The organism is Pseudooceanicola nitratireducens (genome assembly GCF_900109195.1).
Taxonomy (GTDB): Bacteria; Pseudomonadota; Alphaproteobacteria; order Rhodobacterales; family Rhodobacteraceae; genus Pseudooceanicola; species Pseudooceanicola nitratireducens.
In genome coordinates, this window is record NZ_FNZG01000004.1 from 345,946 (window position 1) to 367,604 (window position 21,659).

Sequence of the window (21,659 nt, forward strand, 5' to 3'; positions counted from 1 at the left end):
AAACAGATGGAAGGTTTCCTTTACCAGGCCACGATCTACCTTGCCGCCGCCGTCATCGCCGTGCCGATTGCCGCCCGGCTTGGGCTGGGGTCGGTGCTGGGCTATCTGGCGGCCGGGATCGTGATCGGGCCGGTGCTTGGGCTGGTCGGACACGAGACCCACGATCTTCAGCATTTTGCCGAATTCGGCGTGGTGATGATGCTGTTCCTGATCGGGCTGGAGCTGGAACCCCGCGCGCTGTGGGACATGCGGCACAGGCTGCTGGGGCTGGGTGGCCTCCAGGTGGTGATCACCATGCTGGCGGTGATGACCGGCTTTGTCGCGCTTGGCTATGCCTGGCAGGTGGCGCTGGCCGTGGGGATGATCATGGCGCTGTCCTCGACCGCGATCGTGCTGCAGACCCTGTCGGAAAAGGGGCTGATCCAGACGGCGGGCGGTCGATCGGCCTTTTCGGTGCTTCTGACGCAGGATATCGCGGTGATCCCGATGCTGGCCTTCCTGCCGCTGCTGGCGCTGCCGACCCTGGGGCTCGAGGCCAATCCCGACGGATCCCTGAACCGCACGGCAATGGAAGCCGACGCCGCCCATTCCCTGTCGCTGGTCGAGGGGCTGCCGGGTTGGGGCGTCACGCTGGTGACCCTGGGCGCGGTGGCTGCGGTGATCCTGACCGGCATCTACCTGACAGCCCCTGTCTTTCGCTTCATCCACGCCGCCAAGCTGCGCGAGATGTACACCGCCCTGGCCCTGGGCATCGTGGTGGGCATCGCGTTTCTGATGAACCTTGTCGGCCTGTCGCCGGCGCTTGGCACCTTCCTGGCGGGCGTGGTCCTGGCCAACAGCGAATTCCGGCACGAGCTGGAATCGGACATCGAACCCTTCAAGGGGCTGCTGCTGGGGCTGTTCTTCATCACCGTGGGCGCGGGCATCGACTTTGGCGTTCTGGTGAAGGCCCCGGTGATGATCCTGGGCCTGACGGCGGCGCTGGTGCTGCTGAAGGGGGCAATCCTTTACATGATCGGCCGCGCGTTCAAGCTGCGTCGGCGTCGGTTGATGCTGTTCACCCTGTCGCTGGCGCAGGCCGGCGAATTCGGTTTTGTGCTGCTGTCGTTCTCGCGCCAGCAGAACGTGATCCCGCCGGTGCTGGCGGAACGGCTGTTGCTGGTCATCGCCCTGTCGATGCTGATCACGCCGCTTCTGTTCCTGCTGTATGACTGGCTGTCGAAGAAGATGGGCGATCCGGCGGCCGAGGCGGCCGAGGCCGACGAGATCGAGGATCAGGGCCCGGTTCTGATCGCCGGCGTCGGGCGCTTTGGCCAGATCGTGAACCGGCTGGCGCAAAGTTCGGGCGTGAAGACGGTGGTTCTGGACAACAACCTGCGCACGATCGAGGTGATGCGCCGCTTTGGCTTCAAGGGCTATTTCGGCGATCCGACCCGGCCTGACATCCTGCGGGCGGCGGGGCTGGAAAAGGCGCGCGTGCTGGTGGCGGCGATGGATGCGCCTGCGATGGTGACGCAGCTGGTGCATTATGCGCGCAAGCAGCGGCCCGACCTGCACATCATCGCCCGCGCCCATGACCGCCGCCATGTCTACGAGCTTTATCAGGCGGGTGCGGACGACATCGTGCGCGAAACCTTCGACAGCTCGCTACGCGCGGGGCGCTATGTGTTGGAGAATTCGGGGTTCAGCGACTACGAGGCCTCTAAGCTGGAACAGGCCTTCTTCCATCACGACCGCCAGGCGATCCGAGAGCTGGCTGAGCTGTGGGAACCCGACGTGGCCGCCGACAAGAACCCGGAATACGTCAAGCGGGCGAAAGAGTTGGAGAGGGACCTCGAGGCCTCTCTCCAGGCGATATTGTCGGAAAACGACGACGCTGTAGCCTGAACGGGGGCCTGAATGGGTTCGGGACCCAGGGCCTTACACGGGCCCCGAACCCTCGCCCAAACCGTGGCTCAGCCGGCGCTGACGCCGGCCTCGGCGAAGGTGGCCATGCCGGAATGGCAGGCCACCGCGCCCTTGAGCACGCCGATCGCCAGGGCCGCGCCCGATCCTTCGCCCAGGCGCAGGCCCAGGGACAACAGCGGTTCCTTGCCCAGTTTCGCCAGCAGGGCGGGATGGGCGCTTTCGGCACTGACGTGACCGGCGACGCAATGGTCCAGCGCGTCCGGGGCAACGGCCTGCAGGCAGGCGGCGGCGGAACAGCAGATAAACCCGTCAAGGATCACGGGAATGCCTTCGACACGGGCGCGCAAGATGGCCCCGGCCATGGCGGCAATCTCGCGTCCGCCCAGACGGGCCAGCGTGTCCAGGCCGTCGCCGCCCTTGTGACGGGCGACGCCATCAGCGACCACCTGCGCCTTGAGGGTCAGGCCCGCGTCATCCACGCCAGTGCCCCGGCCGACCCAATCCTGCGCGGTGCCACCATACAGCGCATGGGCAATGGCGGCGGCGGCGGTGGTGTTGCCGATCCCCATTTCACCAGTCACCAGAAGGTCGGCCTGGGGGTCCACGGCGTTCCAGCCGGTCAGCAGGGCCGCCAGCACGTCGGCGTCATCCATGGCGGGCGTTTCGGTGAAATCCCCGGTCGGGCGGTCCAGATCGATCGCATGCACGTCCATCTTCGCGCCGAAGGCCTTGGACAGCTGGTTGATCGCCGCGCCACCGTGTTCGAAATTGGCCACCATCTGCACCGTGACCTCGGGCGGGAAGGCAGAAACGCCCTTGGCGGCAACGCCGTGGTTGCCGGCAAAGATCACCACCTGCGGGTTCTCCAGCGCCGGGCGGCCATTGCCGCGCCAGCCGGCGTACCATTGCGCCAGGTCCTCAAGACGGCCCAGGGCCGCGGGCGGCTTGGTCAGCTGGCCGTTGCGGTCGGCCGCAGCGGCGGCGGCATCGGTATCGGGCCCCGGCAAAGCGCCCAGGATGGCGCGGAAATCGTCAAGGGTTGCGGGGGTCTGGGCCATGGGAAAACCTCGTTGTGCTGATCGTTTCGCCGGTGTCTAAAGCATCGAAAGGAAGGATCAAACCGTGGAACGCGACCTGCGACAGCTTTACGACGACTTTTGCACCGGGGCGGGTTTGCTGTCCCGCCTGCCCCTGCCCGACCATCGCCCGCGCGGCGTGGCCTCGGCCTGGGCCTGGCCTGTTGTCGGGCTGGTTCTGGGCGGCTTAGCGGTGCTGGCTGGGCATGTGGCGCTGGCGCTTGGCCTGGCCGCGCCGCTGGCGGCCGTGGTGGTGCTGACCGTGCAGGTCGTGCTGACGGGCGGGCTGCACGAGGACGGACTGGCCGACACCGCAGACGGGCTGTGGGGCGGCTGGACGCGCGAACGGCGGCTGGAAATCATGAAGGACAGCCGCACGGGGTCCTACGGCGTCGTGGCGCTGATCCTGGGCTTTGCCGCACGGTTCACCGCCGTGACCCTGCTGCTTGAGGCCGGGGCGCTTGGCGCGCTGGTGGCCGCAGCGGTGCTGTCACGCGGGGTACTGCCCGGGGTGATGGCCCTGGTGCCCAATGCGCGGGTCGACGGGCTGTCGCGCGGCATGGGACGGCCGACACGGGCGGCGGCGGCGCTGTCTGCCGGGATCGCCGTGGTACTGGCGCTGCTGCTGGCGGGCTGGTCCGCCCTGGGGGCTGTGCTGGTGGTGCTGGTGGTGGCCTGTGCCCTGTCGCTGCTGGCACGGGCGCGGATCGGCGGTCAGACGGGCGACATCCTGGGCGCGGTGCAATTCGTGGCAGAGGTCGCCGTTCTGATGGTCCTGAGCTGAGGCACCCGGGGTCAGCACAGCCCCACCCAAAGGAAAAGGCCGCCGGGGTCACCCCCGACGGCCTTTTCAATTCACCGGATCCGGCCGATCAAGCGGCGCGGGACACCAGAACCTCGTCCACCTTGCGGGCGGCGTCCACTTCGTCAGCACCGGAAACGGCGGCGACTTCGCGGGTCAGGCGCTCCAGCGCGGCTTCGTACAGCTGACGCTCGGAATAGGATTGTTCACGCTGGTCATCGTTGCGGTGCAGATCGCGCACGACCTCGGCAATGGCGACCAGATCGCCCGAGTTGATCTTCTGCTCGTATTCCTGGGCGCGACGCGACCACATGGCGCGTTTCACCTTGGCCTTGCCCTTGAGCGTGGTCATCGCCTTGGACACCACGTCCGGCGACGACAGGGACCGCATGCCCACTTCGGTTGCCTTGTTGGTCGGCACGCGAAGGGTCATCTTGTCCTTTTCGAAGGAGATCACGAAAAGCTCGAGCGAGATGCCTGCGATTTCCTGGCTTTCGATCGACACGATCTGGCCAACACCGTGCGCGGGGTACACGACGTAATCATTCGGGCTGAATTCGGCTTTTTTCGTCTTGGTCATATTTGGTCCTCACTATGCCCAGTCGGGGGGCACCACGACGCAGGCAACAACACGACGGGCGAGGTAAATGGAACCTCGTCCGGGTGCATTCTGGCTGTGGTTACGTATCGTAGCGGGTGGCAGCAGCCGCTACATCTGGGCAGGCAGTCTTCATCATACAGATGGGATGTATAACACGAATCGCGCCGAATCGGAAGCACCATGTTGCAGCGCGGCACCAAGGGGGCCGTGCTGACGCCATGGATCCTGGCCACGCGGGGGGCGCGGCATGGGTTGGGGCTTAGCCGCCCTCGCCCGGTTTTTCCGAGAAGTATTTCTCGAGCTTGCCGGATTCGCCGTCCCGCTCTTCCGCCTCGGGCAGAGGGTCCTTGCGGGTGATGATCACCGGCCAGAGTTCGGAATACTTCCGGTTGAATTCAACCCATTTTTCCATGTCCGGTTCAGTGTCCGGACGGATCGCATCGGCGGGGCATTCGGGTTCGCAGACACCGCAGTCGATGCATTCATCGGGGTGGATCACCAGCGTGTTCTCACCTTCGTAGAAGCAGTCCACGGGACAGACTTCCACGCAATCCGTGTATTTGCAGCCGATGCAGTTGTCGGTGACGACGTAGGTCATTGAGGGGGCTCCGCCTGGGCCTTGTCCTGGGCCTTGTATTGAATTTGGGTTTAGCTAGCGCGGCAGGCGCGATCATTCAAGCGCATCATCGCCCATGTCCCTGCGATAAAGATCGAGTTTCCGGCGATCCCGCTTTGTCGGGCGAGAATTGCCTTCAATCCGGGCACCTTGGGGAATTTCGGTCTTCTCGGGCGGGGGCGACATATCGTCATACAGAAGCTGCGCTTCAGAGGCTGGGCCGCGACGGGCGGCGGGGGCCAGGATCTTCACCACGCGGATGCGGTCGCCCTGGGGAAAGGTCAGCACGTCGCCGGGCTGAACCTGATGCGAGGGCTTGCCGGCGCGCTGGCCGTTCACACGCACATGACCGCCGGTGACAAGACCGGCGGCCAGGCTGCGAGATTTGACGAAACGCGCCTGCCAGATCCATTTGTCCAGCCGGAACTTGGCCGGCTGCGCGGTCGAGAGGCCGTTGCCGGCCCCCGTCCCGTGGTTGGACCCCTGGATCGCAGACGCCATGGGATCAGTCCGTCTTCAGCCCCTTGAGCGCTGCGGCAAAGGGGTTGTCGGGGTCGATCTGCTTTTCACGGCGCTTGGGGCCGGACTGGAAGGTCTTGGGGCCCGCGTCGCGCGGTTTGCCCTTGCCACCCTTCTTGCCTCCCGCGCCCTGCGGCTTGCCGCCGCCGCGCTTGCCTTGACCTTGACCCTGAGGCCCGTCCCCGCCACGGCGCTTGCCGTCGCGGCCCTGACGGCCACCCTGGTTCTGTTCGCCCGGACGGCGGGACCGTCCGCCACCCCAGGTGAAGGTATAGAAGACCTCGATCTCGGGGGCGGTGTCCTGGGCCGCAGCGGGGGTGTCCGCTGCGGGGGCATCGCCTTCCGGTGCAGTCGATTCCGGTGCGGTGGCTTCGGGCGCGACCTCGGCCAGGACCTCTTCGGTCTGCAGACCGGCGGTGGTTTCGTCGCTTTCCAGCGGCTGCGGCGTGCCATCGGGGGTCGCGCCTTCGACGGCAGGCTCCGACGGGGTCGCGGTCACGGCGCTGTCGTCGACAACCTGCGGGGCGTCGGCGGGGGCTTCTGCAACGGGGCGCTGCTTCTCACGCTCGCCCTTGTCGGCCTTGTAGCCCAGGCCCTGCATCAGGTCGGCGAACTGGTCCAGCGTCATGCCGGTGATGGACAGCATGTCCGCCTTGGCCTCGAACCCGGCGCGGGTGTCTTCGGCGCGCAGCATGTCGGCCAGACGCTCCAGCATGTCGATCCGGATCGAGCGTTCGCCCGCCACCCGGTAGCCCGCCATGGTGGCATAACCTTCCGGGGCCGAGGCATCGGTCGGCACGGTGACCAGACCCGGCGGCGGCGCTTCGGGGAATTCGTCCAGCTTGTTGGCCAGCGACCACAGCACCAGGCGCAGACGGGTCGGCGCGGGCTTCAGCAGAAGCGGCATGAAGATGGTGAACTGACCGAACCGCAGGCCGTGCTTGCGCAGCGCGCCACGGGCGTCCTGATCCAGCTGCTTGACGTCGTCGGCGACCTGGGCGCGCGGCAGGATGCCCAGACCTTCGATCATCTGGAAGGCAAAGCCACGGGCCAGACCGGTCAGCGTCTCGTCGCGCTGCAGGTTCATCAGCGGTTCGAACAGGGCCGCGATCTTGCGGTCGATGAAATGCTGAAGGCGGCGCTGGACCTTTTCCGAAACGTCCTGCCCAGCTTCGTCATCGACAAAAACCTGCACCTGGGGTTTCAGCACGTCCGAGCCGGCGACAAGCTTGCCCACCGCCTGGTCGCCCCACATCAACCCGCCCTGTTCGGTAAAGTCGATTTCGGTATCGGGGGCGTTGTAGAACTTGTCCGCCCGCAGATGGAAATGCGGTGCCAAGGCCTGAAGGGCCGCACGATTGATGGTCTTCGCCTCTTCCCCGGACGCTTTTGCATCCTGGCGGAAACGGAACCCTTCCAAACGGCCGACGAATTCGCCTTCGACCGTCACTTCCCCGGTATCACTCACTTCGGCCAAAAGGGCCTCCTTCTGCTTGAGCCGCCGCAACAACACGCTGGTGCGCCGGTCCACAAATCTTTGCGTCAGGCGTTCGTGCAACGCATCCGACAGGCGGTCTTCTACAGCGCGAGTCTCTCCGCGCCAATGGTTTTCGTCCGCAACCCAGCCACTTCGCTGCGCCACATAGGTCCAGGTGCGGATAAATGCCAACCGTTTGGAGAGCGTGTCGATATCCCCATCGGTGCGATCAATCCGCTTGATCTGCCGCGCCAGCCAGTCGTCGGGCACCCGTCCGTGCTGATGCAGGTCGGCAAAGATCTGCATCAGAAGGCTGGAATGTTCAGCGTGGCTGATGCCGCGAAAGTCGGGAATCCGGCAAACATCCCACAGCAGGCGGACCGCATCGGGGCTGGAGGCACGGGCGCGGGTTTCCGCATCCATCGACAGGTTGCGCAGAGCGATCAGGTCATAGGCCTCACGCGCGCGGTGCAGCCCTTCGATGCGCGGCGGTTCTTCAAGCGAGGCGATCAGCGCCTCGGGCGTGGCGAAATTCAGCGCGGCGTTGCGCCATTGCAGGTGCCGGACGGGGGTGAAACGATGATCCATGATCGCCTCGGCCACTTCGGGGTCCAGCGGCGGGGCCTCGCCCGTCACGCCAAAGCTGCCGTCGGACATGCCGCGCCCGGCGCGCCCGGCGATCTGCGCCAGTTCATTGGGCATCAGCATCCGCATCCGCCGCCCGTCGAACTTGGTCAGCGAGGAAAAGGCGACATGGTTGATGTCCAGGTTCAGGCCCATGCCGATGGCGTCGGTGGCCACCAGGTAATCGACGTCGCCGTTCTGGTACAATTCGACCTGGGCATTGCGGGTCCGGGGCGACAGTGCCCCCATGACCACGGCTGCGCCCCCCTTCTGGCGGCGCAACAGCTCGGCAATGGCATAGACGTTGTCGACCGAGAAACCGACGATGGCGGACCGCGCCGGCATGCGGCTGATCTTCTTCGACCCGGCATAGGAGAGCGAAGACATGCGTTCGCGCCGCATGAACTGCACCCCCGGCACCAGGTCCGCGATCTTGGAGCGCATGGTGTCAGAGCCCAGGAACAGCGTCTCATGGGTGCCCCGGGCGCGCAGCAGCCGGTCGGTGAAGACGTGGCCGCGTTCAGGATCGGCGCACAGCTGGATTTCGTCGATGGCCAGGAAATCGGGGCCGGTGCCTTCGGGCATCGCCTCGACCGTGCAGACCCAATACTGGGTGCGGGGCGGCACGATGCGTTCCTCACCCGTGACCAGCGCCACGACAGAGGGGCCGCGGATCGCAACGATCTTGTCATAGACCTCACGCGCAAGCAGCCGCAAAGGCAGCCCGATGATGCCGGTGCGATGGCCCAGCATCCGGTCGATGGCGTAATGCGTCTTGCCCGTGTTCGTCGGCCCGAGAACCGCGCAAATCCTGCCCTGCCCGGTCATGCCCGTGGCCCTTTCACTTGATCGGGGGTGTTGCCCCCACCCGTCGGGGATCCTGTCCCCGCGTCTTCGCTGCCCGTCACTGCGTCAGAGCGTCTGCCCGGTGACCTTTCCGGCCAGTCGGTCGACGGCATCCTGGGCACGTTCATGGGTGGGGTACAGGATCAGGACCTGCTGGTAAATCGCATGTGCCTGATCGGGGCGGTCCAGCGTCTCGAAGATCACGGCAAGGCCGAACATGGCGTTGAAGTGCTGCGGGTTCAGCGCCAGCGCATGTTCCAGGTCGGCCACGGCCAGCCCGTATTCCTCTTGCCGGTAGAAGGCGGTGGCGCGACGGTGCCAGCCTTCGGCAAATTCCGGCGCATGGTCGATCAGCGCCGAGAAATGGCCGATCGCGGTCTCGACCTCGCCCGCATCCAGCGCATCCTGCCCCCGGCTTAGAAGCAGGTCCATCGAGGGAGAGCCGGAACGCCGCCAGACCAGGTCGATCTCGCGCTCGATCTTCTTGGCATCGGTCGGATCGGCCTCACGCAGGTGTTGCAATAGCTCGGCGGTGCGGTCACTCTGCCCCTGCGCGGTCGTCATGCCGAGAGGCGTGACAAGAAGTGCCGTGACGATAGGTTTGAGTAATTTCATGACGACGCCCATAAACACCTTTGCGTGTAGATCTAGTATTGGCACTTGTTGAGGCCGATGTAACCCCAAAGGGGTCAAACTCCAGGAAAGGTGAACCATGAGTGAAGTTATCAACGAAGCTGTCGTCGCACTGAACGACAAGATGAACGGCGGCTTCGACGGAACTGCCAAATTTGTCGTCGAAGGCGAAGGGGCCATCATCATCGACGAAAACGGGGCCCGTGCGGGCGACGATGACGCCGATGTCACCCTGACCGCCGACGCGGACACGTTCCGCGAAATCCTGTCGGGCGAATTGAACCCGACGTCGGCCTTCATGACCGGCAAGCTTTCGGTGGACGGCGACATGGGCAAGGCCATGGCGCTTGGCACCGTTCTGAGCTGAGCCGGGCCAGAACACTACAGGTGACCGGGATGGAAGACGCCCCTTTCTACGACGATATCGCCGAAGGCCCCTCGGGCGGGCAGGCGGTCTGGACCAGGACGACGGACGGATTGCGGATCCGCGTCGGCTGGTGGCCCGCAAAGGGGGCCGCAAAGGGAACGGTGCTGATCTTTCCCGGTCGCACGGAATACATCGAAAAATACGGCCGCGACGCGGTCGAACTGACCCGCGCCGGCTATGCCGTTCTGGCGATCGACTGGCGCGGCCAGGGCATCGCGGATCGCATGGTGGCCAATGCCCGCGTCGGACATGTGGGCGAGTTCACCGACTACCAGCGTGACGTGGCCGCCGTTCTGGATGTTGCGCGGTCGGCGCAGCTGCCCAAGCCCTGGCATGTGCTGGGCCATTCCATGGGCGGGTGCATCGCCCTGCGCTCGGTCATGGAGGGGCTGGAGGTCAATTCCGCCATCTTCTCGGCCCCGATGTGGGGGATCCGCATGGCCGCGCCCACCCGGCCCGCCGCCTGGGCCCTGTCCTGGAGCGGATCTGTCCTTGGCCTGGGCCACCTGATGGCCCCCGGCACCAAGGAAGAACCCTATCCGCTGGATGCCGCCTTTGAAGACAACAAGTTGACCAGCGACCGCGACATGTATGACTACATGCGCCGCCAGCTGATCGAACACCCGGATCTTAGCATTGGGGGCCCGTCCCTGCACTGGCTGAACCAGGCGCTGGCCGAAACGCTGGCCCTGGCGCGCCGTCCCGCGCCCGCCCTGCCCTGCCTGACCTTCCTGGGCGATGCCGAGGCCATCGTGGACCCCGCGCGCGTGCTGACCCGGATGCACAACTGGCCCGAGGGTGAGCTGGTGATGCTGCCTGACGCGCGTCACGAAGTCCTGATGGAAACGCCCGAGACACGGGCCAAGATCTTCGACCGGCTGATCCCCTTCCTGAACGATCACGCCACGGCCCCGCCGGCGCCCGCGCGCTCGGCCTGATCCCCGAATGGCCCGGAACGGCCCATAGGGTGCCGTTCCCCCGCCCCTTCCGGCCCGGCATGGGCCGGCCGGGGTTGCCCTGCCCCCACCTGCCGCATATCTCTGCCTCATCAGATGAGGATAGATCACATGTTTGCGCACCCCTTTCCGCCTATGTCCCTGCCCGAACCGGTCTTCGACCGCGTGTTCGATGCCAATGCCTCTTCCGGGGGGAAGGATCTGGGCAAGCTGCCGGACTGGGATCTGACCGATCTTTATGCCTCGGACGACGCGCCCGAGCTGCAGCGCGACTTGGAATGGCTCCAGAAAGAATGTGCCGCCTTTGCGGCGGATTACGAAGGCAAGCTCGAAACCCTGGACGCCGCCGGAATGCTGGACTGCATCCAGCGCGACGAGAAACTGACCAATATCTCGGGGCGGATCATGTCCTATGCCGGTCTGCGCTACTACCAGCAGACCACCGACGGCGCGCGGGCCAAGTTCATGTCCGACATGCAGGACAAGATCACCACCTACACCACGCCGCTGGTCTTCTTCACGCTGGAAATTAACCGCCTGCCCGAGGATTTCCTGGACGGGCTGCTGGCCGAGAATGCCGACCTGGCGCGCTACAAGCCGATCTTCGATCGGATCCGCGCGATGAAGCCCCACCAGCTGTCCGACGAGATGGAGAAATTCCTGCACGACATGGGCGTGGTGGGCGACGCTTGGGAAAAGCTGTTCGACGAAACCGTGGCCGGGCTGACCTTCTGCGTCAACGGGGATGAGCTGGGGCTTGAGGCCACCACCACCCTGCTGACCGAACCCGACCGCGAGGTCCGCGAAGCCGCCGCGCGTGAAATCGCCGCCGTGCTGGGTGACAACCTGAAAACCTTTGCGCGGGTGCACAACACCCAGGCCAAGGAAAAAGAGGTCATGGACCGCTGGCGGGGCATGCCCTCGGCCCAGGCGGGGCGTCACCTGTCCAACCAGGTCGAACCCGATGTGGTCGAGGCCCTGCGCGACGCCGTCGTCGCCGCCTACCCGCGCCTGTCGCACCGGTACTATGAGCTGAAGCGCAAGTGGCTGGGCCTGGACCGCATGCAGGTCTGGGACCGCAACGCCCCCCTGCCGATCGAGCCCGCCAAGACCGTCGACTGGCCGACCGCGCAGGACATGGTGATGTCGGCCTATGGCGGCTTTGACAGCCGCATGGCGGATATTGCCGAACCCTTCTTTACCAAGGGCTGGATCGACGCCGGCGTGAAACCCGGCAAGGCCCCCGGGGCCTTCGCCCATCCGACCGTCACCAACGTGCATCCTTACGTGATGCTCAACTACCTGGGCAAACCGCGCGACGTGATGACCCTGGCGCACGAGCTGGGGCATGGCGTTCACCAGGTGCTGGCGGCGGAACAGGGGGAACTGCTGTCCTCCACCCCGCTGACTTTGGCGGAAACCGCATCCGTGTTCGGCGAAATGCTGACCTTCCGCAAACTGCTGGACGAGGCCAAGACCCAGTCGGAACGCAAGACCCTGCTGGCCGGCAAGGTCGAGGACATGATCAACACGGTCGTGCGCCAGATCGCGTTCTACGATTTCGAATGCAAGCTGCACGCTGCCCGCCGCGAAGGCGAGCTGACCCCCGAAGACATCAACGCCATCTGGATGTCGGTGCAGGCGGAATCCCTCGGGCCGGCGTTCGACTTCATGGACGGGTATGAGGTCTTCTGGTCCTACATCCCGCACTTCGTACATTCGCCCTTCTACGTCTACGCCTATGCCTTTGGCGACGGGTTGGTGAACGCGCTTTACGCCGCCTACCAGGAGGCCCCGGAGGGCTTCCAGGACAAGTACTTCGACATGCTGCGCGCAGGCGGGTCCAAGCACCATTCCGAACTGCTGGCTCCCTTCGGCCTCGACGCCTCGGACCCCAAGTTCTGGGACAAGGGCCTGTCGATGATCGAAGGCTTCATCGACGAGCTGGAGGCGATGGAGGACTAACCCGTCCCCTGCTGAAGTGTCGTGTCGAAATGACGTAACGCAAACGTGGCCCCCTTTGCGGGGCCATGTTTATGTTTGGCTATCCGTTTTCCGGACATCGCATTTCATGGGAGGATTGCATGCAACGTCTTTTCGTCTGGCTGGGCCGGATTCTGCTGGGGCTCCTGGGCCTTGCCGTGCTTGGGGTCGTGGCCTTCTGGCTGATCGCGCCCCGCATGGTCGGGTCGGCCCGCAACAACGTCATCGACCACGATCCCTATCCTGTCTCGGAAGCTGCCGCCGCGCTGCATGACACGCTGATCGTCGGGGACTGGCACGCCGATCCGCTGCTGTGGAAACGGGATCTGACCAAACGCGGCGACTGGGGTCAGGTGGACTTTCCGCGGCTGGTCGAAGGCAATGTCGCCTTCCAGGTCTTTACCGCCGTCACCAAAAGCCCCGCCGGGCTGAATTACGAAGAGAACTCGGCCGAGGCGTTTGACAACATCACCCTGCTGGCCTTCGGGCAGCTTTGGCCGATCCGCACCTGGACCAGCCTGTATGAGAGGGCCGCCTATCAGGCCGACAAGATGGCACGGTTCGCGGAAGAGGACGGGCGGGTGACCATCATCCGCAGTGCTGCCGACATCGACGCCGTCCTGGCCGCCCGGGCCGAGGGGCGCGACCATATGGGCGCTATCCTGGGGATCGAGGGGTCACACCCGCTCGAAGGGGATCTGGCCAACCTGGACCGGCTGGTAAACAAGGGCCACCGCGTCTTCGGGCTGCACCACTTCTTCGACAATGAACTGGGCGGGTCGCTGCACGGGCAGGCGAACTCGGGCCTGACCGACTTTGGCCGCGCCGTGGTGACCGAGATTGCCGCGCGTCCGCTGATCCTTGATCTGGCGCATTCCTCTGCCAAGGTTGTGGAAGAGGTTCTGGCGATGACCGATATCCCCCTGGTGGTCAGCCACACCGGCGTCACCGCCTATTGCGAAACGCCCCGCAACCTGTCGGACGATCTGATGAAGGCCGTGGCACAGACCGGCGGCACCGTGGGCATCGGCTATTGGGATGAAGTGTCCTGCGGCAAGATCGACCCCGCCAGCATCGCCGAGATGATCGCAGCGGCGGTCGAGCTGCTGGGCGAGGATCACGTGTCCCTCGGGTCGGATTTCGACGGTTCTGTCGAGACCGCTTTCGATACCTCGGAACTGGCGGCGCTCACGCAGGGGCTTCTGGACCAGGGACTGAGCGAGGATCAGATCGCCAAGGTCATGGGCGGAAACATGGTGCGTGTGCTGAAGGCGCGACTGGGGGGCTGAGCCCCGCCTCTTGGTTTCATGAACGGCCCCGGATCTCCTCCGGGGCCGTTTTTTTCATCCTCGCTGCACCGCACGGCTGACGCGCGCCGACAGGCCAAAGGCCAGCGGGCCAACGCCCAGCGACAACACGAAGGCGATCGGCCAGGCGGTGATGAAGCGGCGCAGCCATTCACCGACCCAGCCGGGGGCAAACTGCATCGGGATCGCGGTGAAGATCAGGGTCATCAGAAACGCCATCATGAGCGAGATGAAGACTTGGGCGAGGATGATGGTGAACTTGGATTGCATTTTCATGGCTCCGGTTGCGTTGGCGATACGGGGGGCCATGGCCCGGGCCTGACGGCCCGCAACGATCCGGCCCCCTCTGGTCAGGGGGTGCCGTGGGATCGTGAAACGACTAACTCCTGATGGGTGCACCACAGGGACCGGGATAACCGAACCGGCCATACGTTTTTCGGCTGCGCCCCTGATAGGCCGAGTTCGCGGGGCTGTCAAAGCCCCTGGCGCATCGACTGCACACCGAAACGCAAGGTCAGGCCGCAGGGCCGGATATGGCACGAAAAAGGGGCACCCGTCTGGATGCCCCTTCGGATTGTCGTAGTGCAGCTGGGATCAGTCAGCGATCGCCAGCATGCCCTTTTCCTCTGCCAGCTCGCGCATGCGCAGCTGAAGCTTTTCAAAAGCGCGCACCTCGATCTGGCGGATGCGTTCGCGGCTGACGTCATATTGCGACGACAGGTCTTCCAGAGTGATGGTCTCCTCGCTCAGCCGGCGCTGAGTCAGGATGTCGCGTTCCCGGTCGTTCAGAACCTCCATCGCCTCGACCAGCAGTTCGCGGCGGGTGTCCATTTCATCGCGTTCAGCATAATCGCCCGCCTGGTCGGCGCTTTCGTCCTCGAGCCAGTCCTGCCATTCCATCGCGCTGTCGGCATCAACGCCCACGGTCGCATTCAGCGAGGCATCGCCGCCCGACATCCGCCGGTTCATCGAAATGACCTCATCCTCGGTCACGCCCAGATCGGTCGCGATCTGCTTGACGTTCTCGGGCCGCAGGTCGCCGTCTTCCAGCGCGCCGATGCGGGCCTTGGCCTTGCGCAGGTTGAAGAACAGCTTCTTCTGCGCGCTGGTGGTGCCCAGTTTCACAAGGCTCCAGGACCGCAGGATATATTCCTGGATCGAGGCGCGGATCCACCACATGGCATAGGTCGCCAGGCGGAAGCCCTTTTCGGGGTCAAAGCGTTTGACCGCCTGCATCAGGCCGACGTTGGCTTCGGAAATCACCTCGGCCTGGGGAAGGCCATAGCCGCGGTAACCCATGGCGATCTTGGCGGCCAGCCGCAGGTGAGAGGTCACAAGCTGATGCGCAGCCCCGGTGTCCTGATCCTCGACCCAGCGTTTGGCCAGCATGTATTCCTGGTCCGGCTCCAGCAGGGGAAACCGGCGGATTTCCTGGAGATAGCGGTTCAGACCGCCTTCCGGCGTCGGTGCCGGCAAATTAGCATAGTTTCCCATACCCTGTCCTTCTCGTCTTGCGCCCATGTTTATCGGCTTAACATGGCAGATAGGTACTGCTTGCGGCGCGTTCAAGTCCGATACACTCATCATGTTAACGCATGATGAAGCGTATTCCGTTGCATGGGCCACGACATTTCGGCGTTCTCACGCCGATGTGTCGCGGGTTGAGGGGCCTGTGACCGCGTTCGCCCGGCAATTCATGCGAATTCGCATGGAAGGGCGACGGATTTGGTCAATTCTCATGCAGGGACGTATCAGGGATAGCTGGGGGCACATCATCTGGATCCTCGGAAAGGACGCCCCATGACTGCCGTTGCCCCCTCTTCCCGCATCCTCGCCCGGCTTGCCGGTCTATCATACCTCGGCATCATTGCCCTTGGCCTTGGGGCCGAACTGGGGCTGCGCCTGCCGATTGCCTCTTCTGACAACCTTCCCGGTGCCCTGGCCGATCATGCGCTGCTCTGGCGTCTTGGGATCGCGGCCGATCTGGTCATGGCGACGCTGGACATCGCGCTGGCCCTGCTGCTGTTTCGGCTGCTGCGCCGCTTCGGCCCCGATCTGGCGCTGGCGGCACTGGTGCTGCGGCTGGTGCAGATGGCGGTGATCGCGGCGCATCTGCCGCTGCTGGCCTCGGCGCTCACCTCGGCCGAGCCGCAGGCGCTGATCGACCGCCATGCGGCGCGATATGACCTTGGCCTGTGGTTCTTCGGCCTGAATGCGCTGGTGATGGCGGTCCTGCTGCGCCGCTTGGGCGCATCCCGGCTCTCGGTGCTGATCTGCGCTGTGGGTTTCGTCTACCTCATCGGAAGCCTCACCCGTTTCGTCGCCCCCGACCTGAACGCGCTGATGCAGCCCGCCTACCTCATCGCCGTGGTGGCCGAGCTTTCGCTGGCCCTCTGGCTGCTGCGCGCGCCCCGCAGCCTGCGCGCCTAGGCGCGCAACGCGGCCAGAAGCTCCTGCATGTCCTCGGGCAGCGGGGCCTCGAACCGCAGCATCCGGCCATCGTCGGGATGGGCAAAGCCCAGAACGGCTGCATGCAGCGCCTGTCGGGCAAAGCCGTTCACCGCGGCTGCGGCCCCCTCGCTCAGCGCCTTGCCAGCCTTGCGCCGCCCGCCATAGACAGGATCCCCGACCAGCGCATGGCCGGCATGGGCCATGTGCACGCGGATCTGATGGGTGCGCCCGGTTTCCAACCGGCATTCGATCAGCGCCGCCGCATCGCCGAAGGGCTCCAGCACGCGGGCACGGGTCACCGCGTGACGGCCACCGTCAAAGCTCACCGCCTGTTTCTGCCGGTCGGTCCGGTGCCGCCCCAGCTGAGTCGTCAGCTTCAGTACCCCGCCCGGCTCGAAGCTCGCGCCCTTCACGCCGCGCAGCCTCGGGTCGGATCCGTCGGGCACCCCGTGGCAGACCGCCAGATAGGCGCGCTCGGCGGTGTGTTTTTCGAATTGCGCGGCCAGCGCGTGATGCGCCTTGTCGGATTTCGCCACCACCAGCAGGCCGCTGGTCTCCTTGTCGATCCTGTGCACGATGCCGGGGCGCTTCTCTCCTCCGATCCCGGACAGGCTGTCACCGCAGTGATGCAGCAGCGCGTTCACCAGCGTGCCGTCAGGCGATCCCGGCGCGGGATGCACCACCATGCCGGCGGGCTTGTTGATGACGATCAGCTGCGCGTCTTCATAGACCACGTCCAGCGGGATCTCCTGCGCGACGGTCTCGACCTCTGCCGCCTGCTCCAGGGTGATCTCGATCTCATCCCCCTCGGCCACGCGCGCCTTGGCGTCCGTGACCACCGCGCCGTTGCAGCGCACCCTCCCTTCGGCGATCAGCCGCGACAGGCGGGTGCGCGACAGTGACGCCTGCTCTGGCACATCCCGCGCCAAGGCCTTATCAAGACGTGCGGGCGGATGCTCACCGATGCAAAGGGTCAGGGTTTCAGTGGACACGAATACTCCTATCGAGGATGGCGACATTCCCCAGCTGCGCTTCCTGCGGGTGCTGGTCACCGTGCTGGCAGGCGTGATGATCGTGGGGCTTCTAGTGCTGATCTCGCTGATTGTCATCTCTTTCCGGGCTGAACAGCCGCAATTCCCGACCCTGCCGGATACGATCACCCTGCCCAAGGACGCGCGCCCCATGTCCGTCACCGGCGGCACCGGCTGGTTCCTGGTGGTCACGGAAGACGGCCGCGCACTGGTCTACACCGCTGGCGGCACGCTGAAATCCGAAACCCGGCTAAGCCTGCCCGAATAATCCGCGCCGCCCCCCTTCCTCGGTCTATTCCCCTACCGGCAAGGGCGGGCCCCCGGCCGCCCCGGCGTTGCGCGAGATCCCCATCATCTTGCCAAAAATACTCACCCGCAGCGCCAGCCAGGCCGTGCCCGGCCAACCATGGGCATAGCGTGAAAAACGGCCCCAAAAGCCACGATCAAAATCTGCAAATGTCGAAAGGAAGAAGTGGTACCGCCTCCCTGGCTTGAACAGGGGACCTCTGGATCCACAATCCAGCGCTCTAACCAACTGAGCTAAGGCGGCACGTCAGGGGCAATTACAGCCCCTTCGCAGCGAATGCAAGTCCGGGGGCGCAGGAAATTTCCGCCTTTTGTGACGTTTTTTGCACCGCCCTTTCGCGCGCGCCGGATCGCCCGCATCAAACCGCTTCTGTCCCATGCAGTTGCGCCGGGCGGGCGGCGCATTCCGCCCCGGGATCGCGCCCTAGTGGCCCAGCCCGACCGCCCGGGTCACCAGCGCCAGAACCTCGACGATCCTTGCGGCTTTGTCGTCCAGCAGCGCTTCGCTCGGGGCCAGCGCGCTCATCATGCAGGAGGTGGCGACTGGCACGGCGAAGAACATGTTCACGCTCATGGATCCGCGCGTGTCAGCTAGGAAACGGGTCAGGCGGGTCATCCGATCTCTCCGAATTTGGCTAAAGTTTTCACGATCAGATGCACGGGCAAGTCTTAACAAATGCTGAACGGGCCGAGGCCACCTGCCCGGCATTTGAACCGCATTCGTCTTTCATTCTAATGACTTGCGCCTGCGCCGCGCCCGGGACCTATGCTTCTGCACCTCCCTTGATGTTTTCCATGACCTGCGATAGCCAGTTGCATCCTGAAATCACGCCAGAACGGACCGGACCCATGGGCATCGACACCGAACGCGACATCGAAGCAAATCTTCAGATCGGCCCGACCGATCAGGGCATGGTGCGCCTGTTCATCGAAGCAGGCAAAACCGAGATCCCGATGGACTTCGACCCCGACGAAGCCCGCGAAATCGCCGAGGAAATCCTTTCGGCTGCACAGGCCGCCGAGGCGATGGGCCGCAAACGCCGCTAAGCCCCTCGCTCGGGGCGTTTCCAAGGTTTACCCTCCGGCCGCCGCCTGCCTTTGAAATCCCCCGCGCCGGGCCATCCGGCCCGCGCTACAGGATCCCGCCCGCCGTCGGGTCGCGATAGCCCTGCAACCTGCGTGCCGTGTCCCGCGCCAGCTTCAGCGTCATCGCCTTGCGCCGCGCCGGGGCCAGCTTGGTCTCCTCGGGATAGCGGACGATCTCTCCGCCCCAGGCGTCGGCCAGGATCAGCCCGCTGTCTTCCGGCAGAATCTCGACCGGGAAATCCGTGTCCACGGCCCAGAAGAACCGGTCGCAATACTCCAGGTACCCCTGCCATTTCGAATCCGACATGAAATCCGCGCGCGAGGATTTGCATTCCACGCACCACAGCTCTCCCTTCGGGCCGATGGCCATGACATCGACCCTGCGCCCGCGCTTGGGCACGAATTCCTCAAGACAGCAGAAATCATGGCTGGCCAGCAGGCGACAGACGCCGCGGGCGATCAGCTGACCGGGCTGCAGAAGGCTCAGATCCTGGGTCATCTCCGTCATGGGGTGATCATGAACATTCCGTGAACAAATGCAAGTCCTGCCAGGCAGCACTGGCACGGTGCCAAGTGGGGCCCTATCTGTAACCGATTGTTGCCGGGTCAAAAGCCCGGGCCTTACCGCCCTTATCCAGGGACATCAGGGAGAGAGCATGACGGATCACACGGATCGCGGCGCGCGCATGGCGCGCGAACTCGAAGGGCACCTGGGCTGGCTGGACAGCTTCACCGGCGCGGCGCTTGGCGTGCTTTCGGTCGCCTCGGGGATCTACACATACCTCGGCGTCTCGTCGCTTCTGGATGGCGACGGCGCGATGAAGGCCTTTGCGGCAATCGCCTATTCCGTTGCCGTCTCGACCGCGATCTTCGTCTTCTGGTCCTACATGATGCGGCTGTTCCCGGCGATGCGCACGGCAAAGTCCAGAATGGGCCTTCTGGGCGCTATGGGTCTGGGATCGCTGGCGATTATCGCCATGTCTTCTTGGTTGAACGCGGCCGCCCTTGCGGGGGCTGCTGCCGTCGAACAGCATCTGGCCGAGACGGTGCAGGACTACCAGGTCTCGCTGGAACGCGCGAACGAGATCGCGATTTCCGCCCAGGGGCTGGAGCGTGACGTCGCCCGCGTCCGCCAGAGCTTTGAGGATCTGTCAGAACAAGAGGCCGCCGGCACCCTGTCTGGCCTGGCCGGCCGCGGTGCGGTCTTCCGGGTCCTTCGGCAGAAAAGCGCCGAACTTCAGGGCCTTGAAGAACAGATCTCATCCCAGGGTCCGCTGGTCACTTCCGCCTTTGTCGAAGGCAATGCCATCCTGTCGCGGATGCGTGCCCTGACGGTCGAGCCCGGCCCGGTCGAGGCCCGGTCGGTCGAATTCTCGGAACAGGCGGTGCAGCTGGCGGGCATCATCACTCGGCTGCGGCAATTGTCCGTCGCCCCCCTGGTCGAACGCGCGGCGCAGGATCTGGCCGCCTCGGTCGTGTTGCCGGAACTGGACGGGCGCACGGAATCCAACCGCTCGGACCAATCGGCGACGATCACCTCGGTGCTGGGCGTGCTGGGCCAGCGGGCCGAGACGCTGCAACGCGCCGCGGCCGAGGTCGTGGCCATGCCGCCCCCGCCCGAAAGCAGTTACACCCCCATTTCGGCGGCTGATGCGGTGATCCTGTATGCGCGGAACTTCATTCCTTCCTGGGCGGGGGCGATCGCGATCGACCTGCTGCCCGCCGTTCTGGTGCTGATCGTCGCCATCACCCAGGGGCTGATCCGCGAGGGCCGTGAAGGCGCGCCGATCGAGGATACGATGACCATTGCCGAACTGCGCGCCGCCCTGCATGCCGCCCGGGATGTCGACCGTGCGTTTCTTGACCCGACCTCTGCCGCGCGCGGACCTGCACCGGCTGGAGTACCACCGGCCAGTGCGCCCCCCGCGACGCCGCGCGCCGAGGTGTCCCCGGAAACGGGGTCAGATATGCACCCGGACACGCGCCCGGATACAGCCCCAAACACGGCCCCCAAAACGGCCCCGGAGCGCAACGCATGATCGACGACCAGCAAAAGCTGCGCCCGATCCGGCGCATGCTGACCGGCGTGCTGGCCTTTCAGCTTGTGCTGGCCGGGGCGCTGTTTCTGGGCGACATCGGGCGCGACTTTTCCCTGCCTTCCTCCGGCCCCGCCGCGCCACGGTTCGACACGCCGACGCGGCCCGGGGATCAGACCCGCCGTTATGACCCGACCCTGCCCGCCGGGCCGGGCACGGAAATCGACGGGCCGATGCCGGAACGATTGGTCTTCCAACCTCTCGACGGCGACCAGGTGCTGCTGACCGGCACGATCAAACCCGGCGACGGCGCGCGGATTGCCGGCCAGGTCGCAAGCCAGCCCGCCGGAACCGTGGTGCTGCATTCCCCCGGCGGTTCGGTCTCGGATGCGCTCGAAATCGGGCGCGCCCTGCGCACGGCCGGCAAGCAGACGATGCTGCGCGCCTCGGACGTCTGCCTGTCGGCCTGCCCCTATATTCTGTCCGCCGGAACCACGCGCCGCGCCGAAGACGGGGCCCGCATCGGCGTGCATCAGCATTACTTTGGCGAAAACACCCTGCTGCCCGCCTTCCTCGCGGTACAGGACATCCAGCGCGGCCAGGGCGAGGTGATGCGCTATCTCGACGAAATGGAGGTCGACCCGATGCTGCTGGTCCACGGCCTCTCGACCCCGCCGCAGTCGATCTACCTGCTGTCCCGCGAGGAGCTGGCACGCTATCGCGTCCTGACAGAGTGAGCCTTGCGCGCGCCCGTGGGCTGGCGGCCGACAGGCTTCCGCGAGGTGGTCTGCATGCTCCCGCACCGCTCATCGCAACTCTCTAAGCCTTCACGCCCCACACAGTCACGAATTTCGCCCGATGCACCCAAGCTCAGCCCTGAGCCCTGAGCCCTGAGCCCTGAGCCCTGAGCCCTGAGCCCTGAGCCCTGAGCCCTGAGCCCTGAGCCCTGAGCCCTGAGCCCTGAGCCCTGAGCC

22 protein-coding genes and 1 tRNA gene are annotated in these 21,659 nt (G+C 65.2%); 11 read left to right on the plus strand and 12 right to left on the minus strand.

Going from position 1 to position 21,659, the window contains the following annotated elements; genetic code table 11:
• The first annotated feature begins 6 nt into the window (after window positions 1–6).
• The gene (locus BMX99_RS16330) at window positions 7–1,887 is read left to right on the plus strand and encodes a monovalent cation:proton antiporter-2 (CPA2) family protein (RefSeq protein ID WP_093454294.1); all 1,881 of its coding nucleotides are present in this window, start codon (window positions 7–9) and stop codon (window positions 1,885–1,887) included.
• A 68-nt stretch (window positions 1,888–1,955) separates the two neighbouring features.
• Here BMX99_RS16330 and cobT read toward each other — a convergent pair whose 3' ends face one another.
• On the minus strand, window positions 1,956–2,966 hold the full coding sequence (gene cobT, locus BMX99_RS16335) for a nicotinate-nucleotide--dimethylbenzimidazole phosphoribosyltransferase (protein WP_093454297.1): 1,011 nt from the start codon (window positions 2,964–2,966) through the stop codon (window positions 1,956–1,958).
• Between the two features lie 64 nt (window positions 2,967–3,030).
• On the opposite strand from cobT, the gene cobS reads away from it, so the two are divergent.
• Window positions 3,031–3,768: an adenosylcobinamide-GDP ribazoletransferase gene (gene cobS, locus BMX99_RS16340; protein WP_093454300.1), complete on the plus strand. Its 738-nt coding sequence runs from the start codon at window positions 3,031–3,033 to the stop codon at window positions 3,766–3,768.
• A gap of 88 nt (window positions 3,769–3,856) precedes the next feature.
• Here the strand turns inward: cobS and BMX99_RS16345 are convergent, their stop codons facing one another.
• From BMX99_RS16345 to BMX99_RS16365, 5 genes are all read right to left on the minus strand, one after another.
• Window positions 3,857–4,366, minus strand: a complete 510-nt coding sequence (locus tag BMX99_RS16345) for a CarD family transcriptional regulator (protein ID WP_093454303.1) — start codon at window positions 4,364–4,366, stop codon at window positions 3,857–3,859.
• Between the two features lie 280 nt (window positions 4,367–4,646).
• Complete coding sequence (gene fdxA / locus BMX99_RS16350; RefSeq protein ID WP_093454306.1) at window positions 4,647–4,985, minus strand: ferredoxin FdxA; 339 nt, start codon at window positions 4,983–4,985, stop codon at window positions 4,647–4,649.
• A gap of 72 nt (window positions 4,986–5,057) precedes the next feature.
• Window positions 5,058–5,504: an RNA-binding S4 domain-containing protein gene (locus BMX99_RS16355; protein WP_093454309.1), complete on the minus strand. Its 447-nt coding sequence runs from the start codon at window positions 5,502–5,504 to the stop codon at window positions 5,058–5,060.
• A 4-nt stretch (window positions 5,505–5,508) separates the two neighbouring features.
• The gene (locus tag BMX99_RS16360) at window positions 5,509–8,451 is read right to left on the minus strand and encodes a helicase-related protein (protein WP_093454312.1); all 2,943 of its coding nucleotides are present in this window, start codon (window positions 8,449–8,451) and stop codon (window positions 5,509–5,511) included.
• An 84-nt stretch (window positions 8,452–8,535) separates the two neighbouring features.
• Window positions 8,536–9,084 carry a tetratricopeptide repeat protein gene (locus BMX99_RS16365; protein ID WP_244525568.1) on the minus strand — a complete coding sequence of 183 codons (549 nt, stop codon included), beginning with the start codon at window positions 9,082–9,084 and terminating at the stop codon, window positions 8,536–8,538.
• Between the two features lie 97 nt (window positions 9,085–9,181).
• Here BMX99_RS16365 and BMX99_RS16370 point away from each other — a divergent pair, with 97 nt between their 5' ends.
• The 4 genes from BMX99_RS16370 to BMX99_RS16385 all read left to right on the plus strand — a co-directional run bounded on the left by BMX99_RS16370 (window position 9,182) and on the right by BMX99_RS16385 (window position 13,757).
• Window positions 9,182–9,469, plus strand: a complete 288-nt coding sequence (locus tag BMX99_RS16370) for an SCP2 sterol-binding domain-containing protein (RefSeq protein WP_093454318.1) — start codon at window positions 9,182–9,184, stop codon at window positions 9,467–9,469.
• 29 nt (window positions 9,470–9,498) lie between these two features.
• The gene (locus BMX99_RS16375; protein WP_093454320.1) at window positions 9,499–10,467 is read left to right on the plus strand and encodes an alpha/beta fold hydrolase; all 969 of its coding nucleotides are present in this window, start codon (window positions 9,499–9,501) and stop codon (window positions 10,465–10,467) included.
• A 129-nt stretch (window positions 10,468–10,596) separates the two neighbouring features.
• Window positions 10,597–12,450 (plus strand): M3 family oligoendopeptidase, encoded by a 1,854-nt coding sequence (locus BMX99_RS16380; protein ID WP_409371785.1) that lies wholly within the window; start codon window positions 10,597–10,599, stop codon window positions 12,448–12,450.
• 119 nt (window positions 12,451–12,569) lie between these two features.
• Window positions 12,570–13,757 (plus strand): dipeptidase, encoded by a 1,188-nt coding sequence (locus BMX99_RS16385; RefSeq protein WP_093454323.1) that lies wholly within the window; start codon window positions 12,570–12,572, stop codon window positions 13,755–13,757.
• Between the two features lie 54 nt (window positions 13,758–13,811).
• Here the strand turns inward: BMX99_RS16385 and BMX99_RS16390 are convergent, their stop codons facing one another.
• A complete protein-coding gene (locus BMX99_RS16390; protein ID WP_244525569.1) occupies window positions 13,812–14,084 on the minus strand; it encodes a DUF2798 domain-containing protein in 273 nt (90 codons plus the stop codon).
• 285 nt (window positions 14,085–14,369) lie between these two features.
• Window positions 14,370–15,269: an RNA polymerase sigma factor RpoH gene (gene rpoH / locus BMX99_RS16395; protein ID WP_093454329.1), complete on the minus strand. Its 900-nt coding sequence runs from the start codon at window positions 15,267–15,269 to the stop codon at window positions 14,370–14,372.
• Window positions 15,270–15,575: 306 nt separating this feature from the next.
• Here rpoH and BMX99_RS16400 point away from each other — a divergent pair, with 306 nt between their 5' ends.
• A complete protein-coding gene (locus BMX99_RS16400) occupies window positions 15,576–16,205 on the plus strand; it encodes a DUF4386 domain-containing protein (RefSeq protein WP_093454332.1) in 630 nt (209 codons plus the stop codon).
• Here BMX99_RS16400 and BMX99_RS16405 read toward each other — a convergent pair.
• Window positions 16,202–17,245, minus strand: a complete 1,044-nt coding sequence (locus tag BMX99_RS16405) for an RluA family pseudouridine synthase (protein ID WP_093454335.1) — start codon at window positions 17,243–17,245, stop codon at window positions 16,202–16,204. The two genes, BMX99_RS16400 and BMX99_RS16405, sit on opposite strands and share 4 nt — an antisense overlap.
• On the opposite strand from BMX99_RS16405, the gene BMX99_RS16410 reads away from it, so the two are divergent.
• On the plus strand, window positions 17,211–17,525 hold the full coding sequence (locus BMX99_RS16410; RefSeq protein ID WP_244525570.1) for a DUF6476 family protein: 315 nt from the start codon (window positions 17,211–17,213) through the stop codon (window positions 17,523–17,525). The two genes, BMX99_RS16405 and BMX99_RS16410, sit on opposite strands and share 35 nt — an antisense overlap.
• Before the next feature lie 205 nt (window positions 17,526–17,730).
• Here BMX99_RS16410 and BMX99_RS16415 read toward each other — a convergent pair.
• Together BMX99_RS16415 and BMX99_RS19535 are read right to left on the minus strand one after the other, a co-directional pair.
• A tRNA-His gene (locus tag BMX99_RS16415) sits at window positions 17,731–17,807 on the minus strand.
• Between the two features lie 180 nt (window positions 17,808–17,987).
• On the minus strand, window positions 17,988–18,179 hold the full coding sequence (locus BMX99_RS19535) for a hypothetical protein (RefSeq protein WP_139199578.1): 192 nt from the start codon (window positions 18,177–18,179) through the stop codon (window positions 17,988–17,990).
• A gap of 233 nt (window positions 18,180–18,412) precedes the next feature.
• On the opposite strand from BMX99_RS19535, the gene BMX99_RS16420 reads away from it, so the two are divergent.
• Window positions 18,413–18,610 (plus strand): DUF6324 family protein, encoded by a 198-nt coding sequence (locus BMX99_RS16420; protein ID WP_170848772.1) that lies wholly within the window; start codon window positions 18,413–18,415, stop codon window positions 18,608–18,610.
• An 85-nt stretch (window positions 18,611–18,695) separates the two neighbouring features.
• Here BMX99_RS16420 and BMX99_RS16425 read toward each other — a convergent pair whose 3' ends face one another.
• On the minus strand, window positions 18,696–19,157 hold the full coding sequence (locus BMX99_RS16425) for an MmcB family DNA repair protein (protein ID WP_093454338.1): 462 nt from the start codon (window positions 19,155–19,157) through the stop codon (window positions 18,696–18,698).
• Between the two features lie 148 nt (window positions 19,158–19,305).
• On the opposite strand from BMX99_RS16425, the gene BMX99_RS16430 reads away from it, so the two are divergent.
• Both BMX99_RS16430 and BMX99_RS16435 read left to right on the plus strand, forming a co-directional pair.
• Window positions 19,306–20,688, plus strand: coding sequence for a hypothetical protein (locus tag BMX99_RS16430; protein ID WP_244525571.1), 1,383 nt, complete (start codon window positions 19,306–19,308; stop codon window positions 20,686–20,688).
• Window positions 20,685–21,422, plus strand: coding sequence for a COG3904 family protein (locus BMX99_RS16435; RefSeq protein WP_093454340.1), 738 nt, complete (start codon window positions 20,685–20,687; stop codon window positions 21,420–21,422). Before BMX99_RS16430 ends, BMX99_RS16435 begins: the two co-directional genes overlap by 4 nt.
• Window positions 21,423–21,659 lie beyond the last annotated feature (237 nt).

Coding starts and splice junctions, on each gene's coding strand:
- BMX99_RS16345 (WP_093454303.1), bottom strand. CDS start 4,366: ATGACCAAGACGAAAAAAGCCGAATTCAGCCCGAATGATTACGTCGTG.
- BMX99_RS16420 (WP_170848772.1), top strand. CDS start 18,413: ATGGGCATCGACACCGAACGCGACATCGAAGCAAATCTTCAGATCGGC.
- BMX99_RS16430 (WP_244525571.1), top strand. CDS start 19,306: ATGACGGATCACACGGATCGCGGCGCGCGCATGGCGCGCGAACTCGAA.
- rpoH (WP_093454329.1), bottom strand. CDS start 15,269: ATGGGAAACTATGCTAATTTGCCGGCACCGACGCCGGAAGGCGGTCTG.
- BMX99_RS19535 (WP_139199578.1), bottom strand. CDS start 18,179: ATGACCCGCCTGACCCGTTTCCTAGCTGACACGCGCGGATCCATGAGC.
- BMX99_RS16330 (WP_093454294.1), top strand. CDS start 7: ATGGAAGGTTTCCTTTACCAGGCCACGATCTACCTTGCCGCCGCCGTC.
- BMX99_RS16365 (WP_244525568.1), bottom strand. CDS start 9,084: ATGAAATTACTCAAACCTATCGTCACGGCACTTCTTGTCACGCCTCTC.
- BMX99_RS16375 (WP_093454320.1), top strand. CDS start 9,499: ATGGAAGACGCCCCTTTCTACGACGATATCGCCGAAGGCCCCTCGGGC.
- BMX99_RS16400 (WP_093454332.1), top strand. CDS start 15,576: ATGACTGCCGTTGCCCCCTCTTCCCGCATCCTCGCCCGGCTTGCCGGT.
- BMX99_RS16370 (WP_093454318.1), top strand. CDS start 9,182: ATGAGTGAAGTTATCAACGAAGCTGTCGTCGCACTGAACGACAAGATG.
- BMX99_RS16380 (WP_409371785.1), top strand. CDS start 10,597: ATGTTTGCGCACCCCTTTCCGCCTATGTCCCTGCCCGAACCGGTCTTC.
- BMX99_RS16360 (WP_093454312.1), bottom strand. CDS start 8,451: ATGACCGGGCAGGGCAGGATTTGCGCGGTTCTCGGGCCGACGAACACG.
- BMX99_RS16355 (WP_093454309.1), bottom strand. CDS start 5,504: ATGGCGTCTGCGATCCAGGGGTCCAACCACGGGACGGGGGCCGGCAAC.
- BMX99_RS16425 (WP_093454338.1), bottom strand. CDS start 19,157: ATGACGGAGATGACCCAGGATCTGAGCCTTCTGCAGCCCGGTCAGCTG.
- BMX99_RS16385 (WP_093454323.1), top strand. CDS start 12,570: ATGCAACGTCTTTTCGTCTGGCTGGGCCGGATTCTGCTGGGGCTCCTG.
- fdxA (WP_093454306.1), bottom strand. CDS start 4,985: ATGACCTACGTCGTCACCGACAACTGCATCGGCTGCAAATACACGGAT.
- BMX99_RS16405 (WP_093454335.1), bottom strand. CDS start 17,245: ATGTCGCCATCCTCGATAGGAGTATTCGTGTCCACTGAAACCCTGACC.
- cobT (WP_093454297.1), bottom strand. CDS start 2,966: ATGGCCCAGACCCCCGCAACCCTTGACGATTTCCGCGCCATCCTGGGC.
- BMX99_RS16390 (WP_244525569.1), bottom strand. CDS start 14,084: ATGGCCCCCCGTATCGCCAACGCAACCGGAGCCATGAAAATGCAATCC.
- BMX99_RS16435 (WP_093454340.1), top strand. CDS start 20,685: ATGATCGACGACCAGCAAAAGCTGCGCCCGATCCGGCGCATGCTGACC.